Here is a 15609-nt window from a genome sequence, read left to right as displayed (position 1 = left end):
CCCGTTTCTGGGCGCTCGGACAAAACGGTGAAGCCTCGGGGACACGCCCCGAGGTACTTCACTCGCATGAAAGCCGTCGTCACGGCCGTCGTCGCCGCGTATCTCCTCCGACGCCGGTGGCTCTCTGCCTGACCGACGGACGGTCGCCGGGGATATCGGCGGTCCCTATTCGCGCGATATCGTCGACGATTCGTCTGCAGCGGTCGCGACCGTGTCGGTGACGTTCTCGCGGAGGTCGTTCTCGATGGCTTCGAGGGACCGACCCTTGGTCTCGGGGACGAGCCGGTAGGTGAACGCGAGCGCCGCGAGGCTACAGACGCCGAACAGCCAGAACGTCGACGGTTTGCCGAGATTCGCCGTCAACAGGGGGAACGCGAGCGACACGACGAGATTTGCCCCCCAGTTGGCGACGGTGACCGTCCCCATCGCGCTCCCGCGAACCGAGAGCGGGTAGATTTCGGAGATGAGCAGCCAGAACACCGGACCGAGACCGATGGCGAAGAACGCTACGAACAGCATCAAACTGGCGGTGGCGACCCATCCGAGGACGCCGCTGAACCCCGGGAGGTAGAAGACGACGCCGAGGACGGCGAGCGTGACGACCATGCCGCCGATGCCGACGAGCAACAGCAGCCGTCGACCGACGCGGTCGATGAGCGCGATGGCGACGACCGTCATGAGGACGTTGATGACGCCGATGCCGACCGTGGCGAGTATCGACGTCGCGCTGCCGAAGCCGGTCGATTCGAGGATGGTCGGAGCGTAGTAGATGACGGCGTTGATGCCGGTAATTTGCTGAAAGACGGCGAGTCCGAGCCCGACGACGAGCGCGGGGCGCAGCCAGGGCTGGAGCAGGTCGCGGAGACTCGTTCCGGACTGCTTCGCGACCGTCTGCTCTATCTCGGCGAGTTCGTCGTCGACGTCGCCCTCGCGGGTGCGTTCGAGGACCGCGCGGGCGTCGTCCCGCCGTCCGTGTTCGTAGAGCCAGCGCGGACTTTCGGGCATCTTCACTATGCCGACGGCGAGGACAACCGCCGGAATCATTCCGGTTCCGAGCATCAGTCGCCACGCGCCGGCGTCGGCGAAGGCGTAGTTGACGAAGTACGATATCAGGATTCCGAGCGTCACCATGAGCTGGTTGAGCGAGGTGAGCGCGCCGCGAATCTTCGGTGGCGCTATCTCGGAGATGTAGAGCGGGCCGACGATGGAGGCGAACCCGATCGCGACGCCGTCGATGAGTCGACCGGCCACGAGGATGGGGACGGTCGGAGCGATAGCCATCGTCAGCGACCCGACGAAGAACACGACGGCGCCGATGAGGATGAGCTGGCGACGGCCGAGACGGTCGGCCAACTTCCCGCCGACCGCCGCGCCGAGGGCTGCGCCCGCCATCGCGCCGCTCATGACGATGCCCTCGACGAGCGGCGACATGGTGAACGTATCGTTGATGTAGAGGAAAGCGCCGGAGATGATGCCGGTGTCGAATCCGAACAGTAGTCCGTTGAGCGCCGCTAGTGCGGCGGTGAGATAGATGAACCGGTCGCCACTACCCGCTACTGCCTCTCGTATGTCGGTCGTAGTCATGGGAACTGTACGTTCACCCTCGTCGAATCGAGTAAGAAGTGTTTTGGAATATTATCGGTCGACGATAATCAACAACTAAACGACCCGAAATTAAGGTACTAATTCATGCCGGAGTCGTTATAAAACCCTGATAGAATCATGGTCGCATCGTACGCATCGACCGGAGCGTCCCAGCGAGTCGCCGACGATAGCTCCACCGGTGCCGGTCGGCGAGATGGGCCGGTAGCGCGGCCTCGCCCCTGATATACCGTCTCGAGCGAGTGGACGAGACGCCGTTCGCGGGGAGTGCTACAGGCAGTGTCAGTCCGTGGGACTGTGCGCGTCGATACGGTGAGGGAACGGGATTTGCCCCCGCCTCGACCGCGCTGTCAGAGACGGAGGGCCCAAGGGATTATCTTGTGTCGCTCGAAACTCAACAGAAGCAATGGAATCCGCCACCGACGAGCAGCCCTCTCTCCACGACGACACCGCGACCGACGAGAGCCGGGACCCCGCGTCGATACTGGAGAAGGAACTCGTCCTCGTTTCCAATCGACAGCCGTACCAGCACAGCTACGCCGAGGACGGCAACGTCGAGATAGATCGCCCCGCCGGCGGTCTCACCGCAGCGCTGGACCCCGTTCTGCGACGCACCGGCGGCACCTGGATCGCGTGGGGCGACGGCGAGGCGGACGGGGAGGTCACGGACGACGACGGCACCGTCCGGATGCCGCCCGAAGAGGAGTCGTACACGCTCAAACGGATATGGCTCTCGGACGAGGAGGTGAGCGGCTACTACTACGGGTACAGCAACCGCGTCCTGTGGCCGCTCAGTCACGGCGGCCTCTGGAAGCCCGAGTACAACGACCGCCACTGGGCGCGGTACCAGCAGGTGAACGAGCGGTTCGCCGACGCCGCCGCCGAGTACGCGACCGAGGAGTCGCTGGTCTGGTTCCAGGACTACCACTTCGCACTCGCGCCGCGACTCCTCCGAGACGCCGTCGACGACGCCTTCGTCATGCATTTCTGGCACATCCCGTGGCCCGGCCGGGAGACGTTCCGGACGTGTCCGCAGCGGCAGGAACTTCTCGACGGACTCCTGGCCAACGACCTGCTCGGATTCCACATCGACCGGTACTGCGAGAACTTCCTCGACTGCGTCGACGAATGCTTGGACGACGCGTTCGTCGACCGGGACGGTGGGGAGGTACGCTACGACGGTCGAACGACGACCGTTCGCGCCTTCCCGATGGGTGTCGACGCCGACGAGATTCGAACGTCGAGCGAGGCGGCCGGCGAATCGTTCTGGCGGGAGTTCCAGCGCGAGTACGGTATCGCGCCGGGGACGAGAACGGTGGTCGGCGTCGACCGCCTTGACTATACGAAAGGCATCGTCGACCGTCTCGACGCGCTCGAGCGCCTCTGGACGACCGACACCGAGTGGCGCGGCGAGTTCACGTACGTCCAGAAGGCCAACGAGAGCCGGTCGCTCATCCCGGAGTACCGGGACCTCCAGCAGAACGTCGAAGACGCGGTCGAGCGCATCAACGAGCGGTTCGGGACCGACGACTGGCAGCCGATAGTCTACATCGACGACTGGCTCAGCGAGGAGGAACTCGCCGGCCTGTACCGTCACGGCGACGCGATGATCGTCAGTGCGATACGCGACGGCATGAACCTCACCGCCAAGGAGTACGTCGCCGCCCAGACCGGCGACCCCGGCGTGCTCGTTCTCAGCGACCAGACCGGCGCACACGAAGAGCTCGGCGACCACGCCATCAGCATCAACCCCCTCCAGACCGACGATTTCGCGACCGCCATCACCTCCGCGCTGACGATGGACGACGCCGACCGCCGCGACCGGATGGAGACACTGCGACAGCGCGTCGAGGCGAACGACCTCACTACGTGGATGACGGACGTCTTCGAGACGGCCCGCCGACTCCAGCGCGACGAGTGAATCCGCGCTCGGCCGGGCAGGGGCCGGCGGGAACGTTCTTTCGGCACGTCGATTCGGACGGTCCCTCGGCGACGTCTACCGTCGAGAATGCACCGTCGAGGTCCGCAGTATCGTTTCGAACGTCTTCCGTTCCGCCTTCCGAAGGTGCTGGTGGAACGTCGGCGGCGAGACGCCGAGCGACTCGGCGACCTCCTCGCCGGAGGTCGCCCGGGGCCACTCGAAGAATCCGGCGTTGTAGGCGGCTTCGAGGCATGTCCGCTGTCGATCGGTGAGTTTCTCACGGAGCAGCCCTTGCAACCGTGGTGGCGAATCGTCGGTGCGCGAGGTCTGACGGTGGGCGAGCAGTTCGGCACCCGGAAACTCCTCCTGGACGACGTCGGTGATCGTACGAACGTCGACGCTCGGCGAGAGATGAATCCGCAGGTGGAGGTCACCCTGTTCGACCCGAGCCGCATCGACGTAGCCGCCTCGCGAGGCGACTGCCGACAGAATGGGCGGCTCGGTGAGCCGAAGTTCGAATCTGGAGACCGTCCCCTCCCCGTCGATATCCCGTACCGAATCCCAGTGAGCGAACCGTTCGGTCAGGGCGTCGAGCGCCTCCCGGGCGTCGGTCGTCGCGGTGCCGTACACGAGGTAGGCTCCGTCGCTGGTCGGAACGGCACGGTCGAGGGTGATCCGACCGTCGGTCGTCGCGTCGACGCCGAGGGTCTCGAAGACGTCCGAGAGGTAGAACTCGAGTTCGACGATTTCGTCGCTCATCAGCGCGCGCTTGCGCTCGACGGCGGCGATAGCGTGACCGGCGATCTCGCCGAGTCGACCGATCACCTCGCACTCCTCGGCCGTGAACGCGTCGGGTCGGTCGGAGTAGACGTTGAGCACGCCGTACAGCGTCTCCTCGTGGACTATCGGAATCGCCGCCGAGGACCGAACGTCGGACCCTCGAACGTGGTCGCTCCAGGGTCCGTCCTCCTCGTCGGCGGGGATGTCCTGTGCGGTCTGCATCTCGCCCCGTACGATAGCTCTGGCCGTGGGACCGCCGCTGCGCTCGTCGTCCGGATTCGCGGAAATAGTCGTTTCGTCGAGATAGCCCTCGACGCCCGCCTCCGTCCGAAGGTTCACCGTCTCCGTTTGACCGTCGACGTCACCGATCCACGCGAACAGGTACGAGTCGGTGTCGGCGAGACGCTGGCAGATGCTCGCTTCGATGTCCTCACGCGTCGACTGGTCGATGGCGGCGTCGGTGATATCGTGGACGACGTCGTTGAGGTGGTCGAGTGCGGTGAGATGCTCGCGCTGGCGTTCCAGTTCCCGTTCGCGCTCGATGCGCTCGGTGACGTCCTGGGACATCGCCATACCGGCGAAGACCGTTCCCTGGTCGTCGTGGACCGGGAAGATTCGGACGTGGCGGACCTGTCCGTCGAATTCGAGCTCGAATTCGCTCGCCTCGCCATCGAAGACTGCGCTGTACTTCGGTTCGAGTTCGTCGCGTAGCTCTGGCGGGAGTCGTTCGGTCAGCACGTCTCCTTCCATGTCTGCAGTCGAGAACTCAAGGCCCTCGAAGACCTCCCCGCCCGCCGTCAGGTATCGCAGGTCCTCGTCGAACAGTATGACGACGCCGTTCGGGAAGTTGTCCACGAGCGCCTGATACCGTTGCTCTGACTTCTCGAGTTCGCGCTCGCGTTCGACGCGTTCGGTCACGTCACGGACGACTCTGACGCGGCCCGTCTCACCGCTATCGAGTTCGAACACAGTGAACCGGCTCTCCACCGTGAGCGGAGAGCCGCTGGCCGTCTGGATGTCCTCCTGGTGCTTCGCCACGGTGTTTTCGTCTGACTCCCGTTCGGTCCGTTTCTCCTCGACGTCGACGAGGTCGTCCCCGAAGACGGTGGCCGCGCGAGCCCCGATGAGGTCGTCGCGTTCGTACCCCGTCATGGATGCGAACCCGTTGTTCACCATCGTGAACCGATGGTCGCTGTCGATTACGTAGATTCCGTCGTCGACGGTCTCGACGATGCGCTCGTACTGTTCGAGTTTCCGCTTGCTCTGTTTGCGTTCGGTCACGTCCTCGAAGTAGACCGAGACGCCCGTCTCCGAGGGATAGACGTGGATTTCGAACCAGGTGTCGAGCGGCTCGTAGAACTCCTCGTACGCGCCCGGTTCCTGGGTCTCCATGGCCTCGGCGATCTCCGCCTCGGCTCTCCGGTCCCGTTCGAACGCGTCCCAGATGTGTTCGCCGACGAGTTCCCCGGGGAGTCGCTCCAGAAGGTCGCCCGCGCGTTCGTTGACGTACGTGAACCGGAGGTCGTCGTCGAGTGCGACGAACCCGTCGTCCATCCGCTTGAACACGTCTTCGAGTTCGCTCTCGTGGAGTTCCCGTTCGGTCATCTTTTGCGCCGTGATGTCGGTTACGACCCCTTCGAGCATCGGGGAGCCCTCGAACGCGTCGGCGACGCTACGACCGCGTTCCCAGACCCACCGAGTTTCGCCGTCCGCCGTCTGGACGCGGTACTGGACGGTGAACTCCCCGTCCCGGTCAAGGCCGGACTGGACGGCCTCCCAGACCCGGCCTCGGTCGTCGGGGTGGACGACGTCGTCTCTCCAGTCGACGTCACCGGACTCGACGGCGTCGGCATCGTACCCGGTCAGGTCGGCGCAGGCGTCGCTGACGAACTCCATCGGCCACGCCTGTTCGTTCCGCCCGCGGTAGACCATCCCGGGCAGGTTGCTGACGAGGTTCGAGTACCGTTCCTTGCTCTCTTCCAGCGACCGTTCGGTTCGTTTCCGCTCGGTGACGTCGTAGTAGAGTTCGACCCGACCGCCGGCGTACGCGCCGGAGTCGATGGGTTTGCTTCGGTGTTCGAGCCACCGCTCCTCGCGTCCATCGCCGGACGTCACGTGGCACTCGAACCGTTCGGTGTACGTGTTGTCGTCGTACGTCGCGAGAACCGTCTCCGCGAACGTCGCCGAGTCACCGATGGTCGCTGCGATGTGCTCGTTGACGAGCGCACGCTTGTCCCGTCCGACGACCCGCTCGCGGTCGAGTCCGAAGTACCGCTCCGTCGCGTCGTTGATCCACCGCACCCGAAAGTCGTCGTCGAGAACGAACACGCCGACCTCGGCGTCGTCGAGCACGTCGTCGATGAGCGACTCGGCGGCAGCCGACCAGTCCGGAGCGTCCATCCCTGCGGTCGCGGACGGTCGCCACCAGACGCGTGCGCTGGCGCCGACCTTCTTCGTTTCCAGCCGGCCGTGCTCAACGAGGCGCTCCAGTCTGGCGTAGGAACTCCGGTGTCCGAGGTCGAGGCGTTCCGCCACCTCGCTCGTCGTCCGTGGCGTTCCCTTCTCGGCGAAAAGGGCCAGGGTTTCCTGGAGCGCGTCGGTCAACGATTCTGTCGACATTACCCCGTCAGTGGTGGTTCACGCTTATTAACTCTCCGCCGACGGAGCCTCTTTCGGACCCCGCCTCCAAAATTATAAAGACTGCTCGGCGACGTCGAAACGACTGTGCCCGGCGCGGCCTAAACAGTTTGAGCGAACCCTTACCTACAGATGGTACTTTCTGCAGGTAGACGCTGGCAGACGCCGGCGAGGCTGGTAATACACATGAACGAGTCCCCGAACCGAAACGTGACCGAGTCCTTGAACGCGAGTACGGAGGGACGCTGGAACGACCCCTCATCTCCTGGACAGGAGCCGTCACTGGACACCGTCCTCAACGTGTTGGCGGACGCGTATCGCCGGCGGTTGCTGGTCGCGCTTCTAGAACACGATTCGCAGGACGTCGACGACGCCCGTATCCCTGCCGACGTGACCAGCAGTGACGAGGAGTGGGACCGACTCGACGTCGAACTGATCCACGTCCACCTCCCGAAGCTCGAACGTGCGGGGCTCGTCGAGTGGGACCGAGAGACCCGCGAACTCCGAACCGGCTCACACTTCGAGGCAGTCCGTCCGCTGTTACGGTTCGTGCGGGACAACGCGGACGAACTCCCCGACGAACGCCCCTCGTCCGGTACTACGGCGTAATCCGAACGGACGGGGACGTACTGCTTACGCCAAAAAAACGTCCCCGTCGAGTGGGTTTCCGGACTACCGCTTCACCGTGTAGCCTGCGTCTTCGATCGTCTGCGCGACGGCGTCGGCGTCCGGATTCCCTTCGACGGTGACGCGGTCGGCTTCGTTGTCGGCGGTGGCGCTCTCGACGTTCTCCATCTCCTCGAGTGCCGATACGACCGTCTGCTCGCAGCCACCACAGCTCATGCCTTCGACGGTGAGTTCGGTCGTCATCCAGTAATCGTAGTGGCGGGTCACTTTTTCTCGTTTCGATTCGTAATCTGAGAGATACGAGCAGACGACCTCGGGTTTCGGAGGCGACTCGACGACCCTTTCGACCAACGCGTGAGGAACGCGGGAACGTTCGTCGGTCCAGCGGCTAGCCGGTAATGGCTAGAACGGCCGTCGTCGTCCCGTAATGGCGTTGAGACGTCAGTATTCGATTCCGAATGATGTATGAGTGTCGCTCCACCACGGAAAACTATGAGTGTTCTCTCGCGGGTTCGGCGGTTCATCTCGCCCGGCGACGAGCCGGCCGTCGTCGTCGAGTGCCGACAGTGTGGGACCACGCTCGAGGCCTCCCGCGACCGATGCCCTGAATGTGGCAGCGACGACGTCGTCGCCACCGTCATCGACTGACGCGGCACGCCCGGCGGTCGGCCGGGCTCGCCGTTCGTTCGCGGGGTGTCGTGACCGCCGAGCGCGTCTCGCCGCCCACGAGCGTCGGGTGCCCCGGGTGGTCGACGGTCCCTCACCGGCGGAGACGACGGACCTGGTTCGGTGGTCCCGCCAGAGGGCGGACTCAGCGAAGGGGTTACAGTTGTTCAAGGCGAAAGCCCACGGCTTTCGCCGTGGGATGAAGCCGACACGGTGGGAGACATTCCACCGTGCGATGGCCGGACGGGAGTTCCGTCCCGAATCGTTAAGTTCGGCTCTTTCGTACTGTGTTGTGACAGCGTTCCCCGGTTGTGGCACGGAGTCTTCGATCCCAACGGACGCTTCGCGTCTACAGCCCGCCGGGTAAGAAAGCCGGAGACCCATTCCACCACGTCCCGGCCAACTGGTCGGACGCGAATGGTGGTACCCAGTCGGCTGAATACCCGACCGTGGAGGGGCGGACCGTATTCCGCCCTATTGAAGCGTCCGGCGCGTCCGGGTGGGAAGGCCCGTTTGACCGGGCTGGACGCGCTGGAAAGCACGTCCGGGGTCGTAACCGGACGGCGATCAATGAACGCCCCACGCGAAAGCGTCCTTGCGGGCCGAGGAAACGCGCAACCTTGCACTCCCCTTCGGGGAATCCCACCCCTTTAGGGGTGGGAGGAGGTCAATCCGGATTCATCGCGTTCGAAGCGTCCACAGTGCGGCGATGCCCGCACCGAGTGCGAGTCCTGCAGCCATGAGAAACGTCGTCGACCAGCCGAGTCTGAGGACGAGAACGCTCGTTACGGTTCCGCCGAAGATTCCGCCCCAGAGCTTCGCCGTGAGAAGCACGGCGTAGTTCTCCGAGGAGTACTTCTCACCGTAGTACTCTCCGACGAGACCCGGCATGATGGCGAACGACGGGCTTCGGAAAAACATCGTGACTCCTGCCAGGAGAACGAACGCCCAGTCGAGCGTCGATTGGCCGGCGACGACGGTTGCGGCGAGCGCACCGCCACAGAACACCAGCGAGACGATCAGCGTTCGCTCCCGTCCCAGCCGGTCGGACAAACTCCCGAGGACGAGAACGCCCGTCGCCTGACCCAGCGCGACGAGTGCGGCTGCGGTGGTCGCGGCCGTCGGGGAGAGTCCGAGCCGATTCGCGTACGCGACCACCTTCTCGATGACCATAAGACCGACGCCGTTGACGACGACGAACACGGCGTAGAGGAACCAGAAACGTCGCGTCCGCACCATGGTTCGCCACGTGATGGCGGAACCGGTCGCGGCGTCTCCGCCAGACGCTCGCGCCCGTTCCGGTTCGGGGATGGCCGGGTCTCTGAGGATACCGGCTGCGACGAGCGAGCTACCTCCCGTTGCGACGGCCAACACCGATAACGTCGGGACGAAGGCGGCGTCGACGCCACGCCGGATGAACGGTATCAGAACGAAACTCGTTCCGCTGAAAGCCATACTCACGGCACCGGTGGCCATCCCACGCCGCTCGTCGAACCACCTCGAAGGAGTGTTCACGGCGATATCGTAGACGATGCCCACACCTGCTCCGCCGAGAGCGAACCAGAGATACAACGCGGGCAACGTCGGCGCGAGGGCGGCACCGCTGAATCCGGAAAGGAACAACGCGCCGCTGGCGAAGAGGGGAATCCGCGGCCCCAGCGGTCGCGTATCCATCCTCCCGGAAAGGCCGTGAGCGTCTGTGCGACGACGAGCACCGAAAAGATGGTTCCCATAGCCGTCTCGGAAGCACCGGCCCGTCTTCCGAGCGGGCCGCGGATGACTGGCCACGCGTACTGGTACGTTCCCGCCGCCCCTACCGCTACGACGACGACGGCGACGAACGTCCACCGGGAGGAACGGAGGTGGTCTCGGTCCATGGGCACCGCCGGCTACTACTCCATCGGCGAGAATATAAGACTGGGTACCGTTCGAACGATGCTCGGTCGGTTTAACCCCCGGTGGCGCTGGAAGCGTGACTGACCATCGAACGAGGTCGGGTGGACTGTCGTAGCCGTCGCTCGAACCGCTCGCCGATGCGGAACGGCCCCGCCCGGAACTCCATCTCGAAGTTTCCGGCGGGACGTCGTTCTCGTGACGTCACCGGACGAGCGCGCCGAGCACGTCGAGCCATCGGGTCACCTGCTCGAAGACGAGGTAGTTGTCGGCGACGCGCCGCTGGGCGCTGTGTGACCACTCGTCCCACCGGTCGGGAGCCCCGAACACGGCGTCGAGCGTCTCCGCGACCGACCCGGGGTCGGCGGCATCCGGCACCAGCCGACCGTCCTCGCCGTCGCGGATTTGTGCGCCGATACCGCCGGTGTCCGACCCCATCAGGACCGCGCGTTTCCACATCGCCTCCGTGACCGTGAGGCCGAACCCTTCGCGGAGCGAGTTCTGTGCGACGACCGTGGCACAGCGCTGCAGCGCGTTGATGACGAGCGCGCTTTCGTGTCTGTCCGGCGGCATGACGACGACGGCGACGTCCCGCCGAATCGAGGGGTCGAGCGAGTGCCACGCTTCCTCTATCGCTTCGAGCGCTGCCCGTCCCTCGGGGTCGTCGGCGACCGACGACGGGTCCGGTCCGGCGAGAACCAGTCGGGCGTCCTCGATTCGCCGCCGGTGGGCGTCGGTGCGAGCCGTCCCCTCCGCTCGCCTGCCGCCGTTCGTCGCCCCCTTCTCTTCTCTCTCGCTCGTCTCCTCGACGTCCGCGCCGGCGTCACCTGCCGGCCGAACCTCGCGTTTCAGACGGGCGAACCCGCGCAGTAGCGGGAGAAACCCCTTGAGACTATCCCAGCGGGAGATCTGACAGACGACGGGGCGAAAGAGCAGCCCGAGGTCAGCCGGTTCGGTCGCGGGCGCGAACGTGCCGTCGGCCTGCAGTCGTCGCGCCGGCTCGTCGAACGGTTCGGTCGGGTGGTCCGTGGCGACGAGTTCGGCCCGCGCGAGGATGCCGGCGACCTCCTGTGGCTTGAGACGTTTGTTCTTCGCGCTGAACGGGTCGATAGCTGGCGGGACGATGGTCGCGTCGTCGTGCAGGAACTCGGGCACGTACGCGGGCAGCGAGAAGATGGCCCGGTCGTAGTCGCGCACCCACGGTTGCAAGAACTCCCACGCGGCCCGCGACTTTTCGGTCTGTCGCTCGGAACCGATGTGACAGCGCCAGACGGCGGGCAGTCCGAGTTCTTCGGCGACTTTCGCACCGGCCGCGAGCGGCTGTGGGTCGTGAACGACGAGCACGTCTTCGGGGGCGAGTCGGCCGACGAGTTCGTCGGCCACTGAACGGCTCGCTCGCTCGTAGAGTGCGCGTTCGCGGTCCACGATCTCGGGGTCGCCCGTCCCGTGGAGGAGGTTGTGTACGTCTTTCGTGAACTCGAAGAATCCGGGGGCGTCCACGTCGATGACCGCCCACTCCGCGTCCACGCCGAGCGTGCGGAAGATGCCGAGGAGTTTCGGCATCATCTCGGCGACGCCGCCGCCGCTCGCGGTCGAGTTCACCATCCAGACGGTGCGACCTTCGAGCGCCGCCACGTCGTCGGTGATGGCGTCCTGCATCTCCCTGACGGACTCGCGGAGGACGATGTCGGTCGCGTACTCGGCCAGCGTGTGCTCCATCTCGACGTCGATGAGTCGAACCATTGGAATCTCCGAGATACTATGCGAATCGTTCCCACACATTAAACAGATTTTGTTCGGACAGTGAAAGCTCTCCGCAGCGTGGCTACCGGTCGTCTTTGACGCGGCGTATCACAGAGTACAACCGGTACGAGAGCCGTCTGAACGCGCCGCATCGCTCGCCGCAGTCTGCGATTCGCTCGCCGCGTCTGGGGCTGTCGACGTACTCGGTGGTGTTCGGGTCGCTCAGAAGAGGCCTACTCGTCGTCGCTGATGCGCACTCGCACTTCGCTGTCGTTCCGCCAGACGGTCACCGTCGCGTCTCGGACGTCGAACTCCACGGAGAGGTTCGTGTCTCGCTGATGGGAGAACAGGCTATCGAGCGCGTCGGGGTCGATGACGTCGTAGAGTCGAAAGTCGCTCCCGTCGACGTCGATTCCAGCGTATTGCGACAGAGCTTCAAGTACGACCGAACTCGCCCGGGAACTGCTCGTACGTTCAGACTGCGCACCTACGGTGATCGCTGCCATCGTGTTCGTGTACCCGTTCCCCCGTGAGACGCATAAGAGTATTGGACACCATTCACAACATTACACTGTAATTTCTAGCTCCCTTGCAGTGTATTTAACTCGGGTCACATGATGAAAGAGCTGCGGCACTGCTGCAGTAACCGTAATCGACTCCGCGGACGACCGTCACTGCGCGTCTCGCGCCACCTCCAGCGACGCGAAGAACCCGAAGTAGGCGACGACGCCAGCGGCCAGCGACAGATGATAGGCCCACGCCGGACCTTGGAGTAGGTCGAACAGCGCCGACACCACCGTCACCCACGTGACGGCGAACGCGAGGTCGACGACCATCCCCGACCGATGCTCGCGGACGTGGTCGCGGAGTGTTCCGACGAGACGCACGTTACTCGTCCTCCCGCCCGTCCACCACCAGCACGGACCGGTGCGTCGACCGCAGCACGCGTTCGGTGACGCTCCCCAGTAGCATCCGCCGGATGCCGGAGCGGCCGTGACTGCCCACGACGATGAGGTCCACGTCGTGGTCCTCAGCGAAGTCGGCGATGACCTTGTGAGGTCGGCCACCGCGGAACTGCTCTTCGACCGCGATACCGCGTTCGCGACCGCGGTCGACGACGTATCCGGTCGCCGCCTTCGCACGGTCTTCCAGTTCGTCCATCTCGCCGAACCGACCGGAGTGGATGCGGTCGACCTGTTCCGTGCCGAGGCTGACGTCCACGGCGTCCGTGTCGACAACGTAGAGCGCGTGGACCTCGGCGTCGAACCGTTCCGCGACCGCCAGCGCTTCGTCGACGGCCCGTTCTGCGGTTTCGCTACCGTCCGTGGGGATGAGGATGCGTTCGTACATGGGTCAGTCGTCTCCGAGCCGTTCGCCGCCGTCGGTGCTGACGACGTCCTCGGCGGCCTGTTGTTGCCCCATCGGCTCGGGGCTGTGACACTGCCGGACGATCCGTTTGATTCGCTCCGGCGGTTCGTCGGTGACGAGCGAGACGCCGATAGTCACGGCGAACACGATGGGCGTACCGGCGAGCGCCGCGCCGATGGCGGGGAACACGTCGGCGAACACCGGCACTATCGCGCCGCTTTCGCCGGCGGCGTCCCCGAGGAACCCGACGTACGCGGGCAGGACCTCGTTGAGGATGGCGGCGAACCAGATGAGGAGGCCCGTGGTCATGCCGGCGAGCGCACCCTGACGGTTGGTGTTCTCCCACCAGAGCCCGAGGAAGAACATCGGGAACAGTACGAGTCCGGCCAGCGAGAAGGCGTAGGCGACCAGTTCCCCGACCAGCGCCGGCGGGTTGAGCGCGGTGATCGTCACGATCGCGCCCAGGACGATGATGGTGGCGCGACCGACGACGAGCTGCTGGCGCTGGGTCGCATCGGGATTGACGATGTTCGTGTAGATGTCGTGTGCGGCCGCCGAGGACGCAGCGATGAACAGCCCGGCGGTGGTCGCGATAGCCGCGGCGATACCGCCCGCCGCGACGAGTCCCACGAACCACGTCGGCAGGTTCGCGAGCTGAGACGCCAGGACGACGATGACGTCGCCCTCGGCGCCGCTCATGCCGTTGGCCCCGTACACGTTTCCAACCGAGTTCGCGTAGAGGTCGGTCCCGAACGCCGCGAACGCGGGAGCGCTCAGGTACAGCAGACAGATGAAAAACAGGCCCCAAACGGTCGACCAGCGGGCGGTCCGCTCGCTCTCGACCGTGTAGAAGCGCACCAGCACGTGCGGGAGGCCACACGTGCCGACGATGAGCGAGAAGGCCGTCGCGACCCAGAGGTAGAATCCCCCGGTCGTGAACGGTTCGGTGAACTCCGAGTTGAGCGAGCCCAGCAGTGCGCCGTACTCGATCTGTGGGAGAATCGTGGAGTATCCCTGGCTGAAGCCGACGGCGTACAGGCCCGCGAGGAACGCGACGATGAGGATGACGTACTGGACGGCCATGTTCTTCGTCGCGCCGAGCATCCCGGACAGCGCCAGGTAGCCGACCGTGATTCCCATCATGAGGATGACCATGGTGGCGTAGTCGCCGCCGAAGACGTACAGGCCGACCAGTCCCATCCCGCGCGCCTGGCCGACCGAGTAGACGAATCCGATGAGGATGGTCGTCAGGGCCGCGATGGCGCGCGCCGTGTCGGAGTTGAACCGGTCGCCGACGAAGTCCGGTGCGGTGTACTTGCCGAACCGGCGCATCTGCGCGGCCATGAAGATGAGCAGGATGAAGTAGCCCGTCGACCAGCCGATGACGAACGATAGCCCGTAGTAGCCCGACAGCGCGATGAGCGCGGCCATGCCGAGATACGACGCGGCGGACATCCAGTTGGCGCCGATCGCCATCCCGTTCTCGATGTTCCCAATGGAACGTCCGGCGACCCACAGGTCTTCGGTGTCGGCGACGCGGAACGCGTATCCGATGCCAAGGAACAACAGCAACATCCCGGAGACCATGATCGCCGGGATTATCTTGAACGACGCGTTGAGCGCGTCCGGGAGCAACCCCAGCGGCGTCGGCATCATTCGTCGATTCCTCCGTCAGTCGCCGCCGGCTCGGTCTCCGTCTCTCGCTGCGTGGACGAGTGGTCGATACCGTACTTCGCGTCCAGTTTGTCGCGTTTGCGCGCGTAGATGAACGAGAGAACGAGCGCGCCCGATGGAGCACAGACCGCGGTCAAGAAGTAGTGGAGCGGGAAGCCGAGTACGGTGATACTCGTCATGAAGTCGGTCGCGAGGTACGTCGCCGTTACGGGGCCGAAGACGACGATGGCCCACGCGACGAACATCGTCCACACGATTTTGAGGTGGTCCCGCATGAACGGGGTCGACGGGCTGAAGATGTTGATTCGTGCGTCGAGGTAGTCGGCGGTCTCTCGACTGGCCGCGACGCCGCCGTCCGTCTCGACGTTCGATTCCGGTACCGAGTCTGGTTTGTCGTTGTCGGTCATAGTTCGAGTTGGTTGTGTCGGTCGAAACGCTGGTCAGTCGTCATCTACCTTCGCCGCTATCTCCTGAACGACCTCGGGGTTGCGGAGGGTGGAGGTGTCGCCGAGTTGTTCATCGTTGGCGATGTCCTCCAAGAGCCGGCGCATGATCTTGCCCGAGCGAGTTTTGGGGAGTTCGGGGGTGAACACGACCTGTTCGGGGCGGGCGATGGGGCCGATGGCGTCCTCGACGCCCGCGACGATGCGGTCGCGCAACTGGTCGTCGCCCTCGTGGCCCTCCTCGGTGATGACGTA

15 protein-coding genes are annotated in these 15609 nt (G+C 64.9%); 4 read left to right on the top strand and 11 right to left on the bottom strand.

The genetic code is table 11. The features are described from left to right. Positions 1-165: 165 nt before the first annotated feature. A complete protein-coding gene (locus tag ACRYA2_RS26140; RefSeq protein ID WP_433634662.1) occupies positions 166-1584 on the bottom strand; it encodes a sugar porter family MFS transporter in 1419 nt (472 codons plus the stop codon). Between the two features lie 424 nt (positions 1585-2008). Between ACRYA2_RS26140 and ACRYA2_RS26135 the strand changes: the two genes are divergently transcribed. Then, on the top strand, positions 2009-3523 hold the full coding sequence (locus tag ACRYA2_RS26135; protein ID WP_433634660.1) for an alpha,alpha-trehalose-phosphate synthase (UDP-forming): 1515 nt from the start codon (positions 2009-2011) through the stop codon (positions 3521-3523). 75 nt (positions 3524-3598) lie between these two features. Here the strand turns inward: ACRYA2_RS26135 and ACRYA2_RS26130 are convergent, their stop codons facing one another. Beyond that, entirely contained in the window at positions 3599-6922 is a 3324-nt protein-coding gene (locus ACRYA2_RS26130) for a PAS domain S-box protein (protein WP_433634658.1), read from the bottom strand. Between the two features lie 204 nt (positions 6923-7126). On the opposite strand from ACRYA2_RS26130, the gene ACRYA2_RS26125 reads away from it, so the two are divergent. Beyond that, the gene (locus ACRYA2_RS26125) at positions 7127-7549 is read left to right on the top strand and encodes a DUF7344 domain-containing protein (protein WP_433634656.1); all 423 of its coding nucleotides are present in this window, start codon (positions 7127-7129) and stop codon (positions 7547-7549) included. Positions 7550-7612: 63 nt separating this feature from the next. On the opposite strand, the gene ACRYA2_RS26120 is transcribed toward ACRYA2_RS26125, so the two are convergent. Continuing rightward, a complete protein-coding gene (locus ACRYA2_RS26120; protein ID WP_433634664.1) occupies positions 7613-7810 on the bottom strand; it encodes a heavy-metal-associated domain-containing protein in 198 nt (65 codons plus the stop codon). A 249-nt stretch (positions 7811-8059) separates the two neighbouring features. On the opposite strand from ACRYA2_RS26120, the gene ACRYA2_RS26115 reads away from it, so the two are divergent. Beyond that, complete coding sequence (locus ACRYA2_RS26115; protein WP_433634654.1) at positions 8060-8215, top strand: hypothetical protein; 156 nt, start codon at positions 8060-8062, stop codon at positions 8213-8215. Positions 8216-8911: 696 nt separating this feature from the next. On the opposite strand, the gene ACRYA2_RS26110 is transcribed toward ACRYA2_RS26115, so the two are convergent. Continuing rightward, complete coding sequence (locus ACRYA2_RS26110; protein ID WP_433634652.1) at positions 8912-9907, bottom strand: MFS transporter; 996 nt, start codon at positions 9905-9907, stop codon at positions 8912-8914. A 48-nt stretch (positions 9908-9955) separates the two neighbouring features. Between ACRYA2_RS26110 and ACRYA2_RS26105 the strand changes: the two genes are divergently transcribed. Next, the gene (locus tag ACRYA2_RS26105; RefSeq protein ID WP_433634650.1) at positions 9956-10213 is read left to right on the top strand and encodes a hypothetical protein; all 258 of its coding nucleotides are present in this window, start codon (positions 9956-9958) and stop codon (positions 10211-10213) included. Between the two features lie 117 nt (positions 10214-10330). Here the strand turns inward: ACRYA2_RS26105 and ACRYA2_RS26100 are convergent, their stop codons facing one another. The 7 genes from ACRYA2_RS26100 to ACRYA2_RS26070 all read right to left on the bottom strand — a co-directional run. Then, positions 10331-11869 (bottom strand): glycosyltransferase, encoded by a 1539-nt coding sequence (locus ACRYA2_RS26100; RefSeq protein ID WP_433634648.1) that lies wholly within the window; start codon positions 11867-11869, stop codon positions 10331-10333. A gap of 233 nt (positions 11870-12102) precedes the next feature. Further along, entirely contained in the window at positions 12103-12375 is a 273-nt protein-coding gene (locus ACRYA2_RS26095) for a HalOD1 output domain-containing protein (protein WP_433634646.1), read from the bottom strand. Between the two features lie 165 nt (positions 12376-12540). Beyond that, positions 12541-12756, bottom strand: a complete 216-nt coding sequence (locus ACRYA2_RS26090) for a DUF8119 family protein (RefSeq protein WP_433634666.1) — start codon at positions 12754-12756, stop codon at positions 12541-12543. A gap of 1 nt (position 12757) precedes the next feature. Beyond that, positions 12758-13219 carry a universal stress protein gene (locus ACRYA2_RS26085; protein ID WP_433634644.1) on the bottom strand — a complete coding sequence of 154 codons (462 nt, stop codon included), beginning with the start codon at positions 13217-13219 and terminating at the stop codon, positions 12758-12760. A 3-nt stretch (positions 13220-13222) separates the two neighbouring features. Then, complete coding sequence (locus ACRYA2_RS26080; RefSeq protein WP_433634642.1) at positions 13223-14893, bottom strand: VC_2705 family sodium/solute symporter; 1671 nt, start codon at positions 14891-14893, stop codon at positions 13223-13225. Further along, positions 14890-15318, bottom strand: a complete 429-nt coding sequence (locus ACRYA2_RS26075) for a DUF4212 domain-containing protein (RefSeq protein WP_433634640.1) — start codon at positions 15316-15318, stop codon at positions 14890-14892. The genes ACRYA2_RS26080 and ACRYA2_RS26075 overlap by 4 nt, the downstream gene beginning before the upstream one ends. A 33-nt stretch (positions 15319-15351) precedes the next feature. Then, on the bottom strand, positions 15352-15609 hold a 258-nt coding region (locus tag ACRYA2_RS26070), incomplete at its 5' end, for an AMP-binding enzyme (protein WP_433634638.1).

It is taken from the genome of Halomicrococcus pelagicus (assembly GCF_050954125.1).
This window is presented reverse-complemented; position numbering and strand designations above follow the sequence as displayed.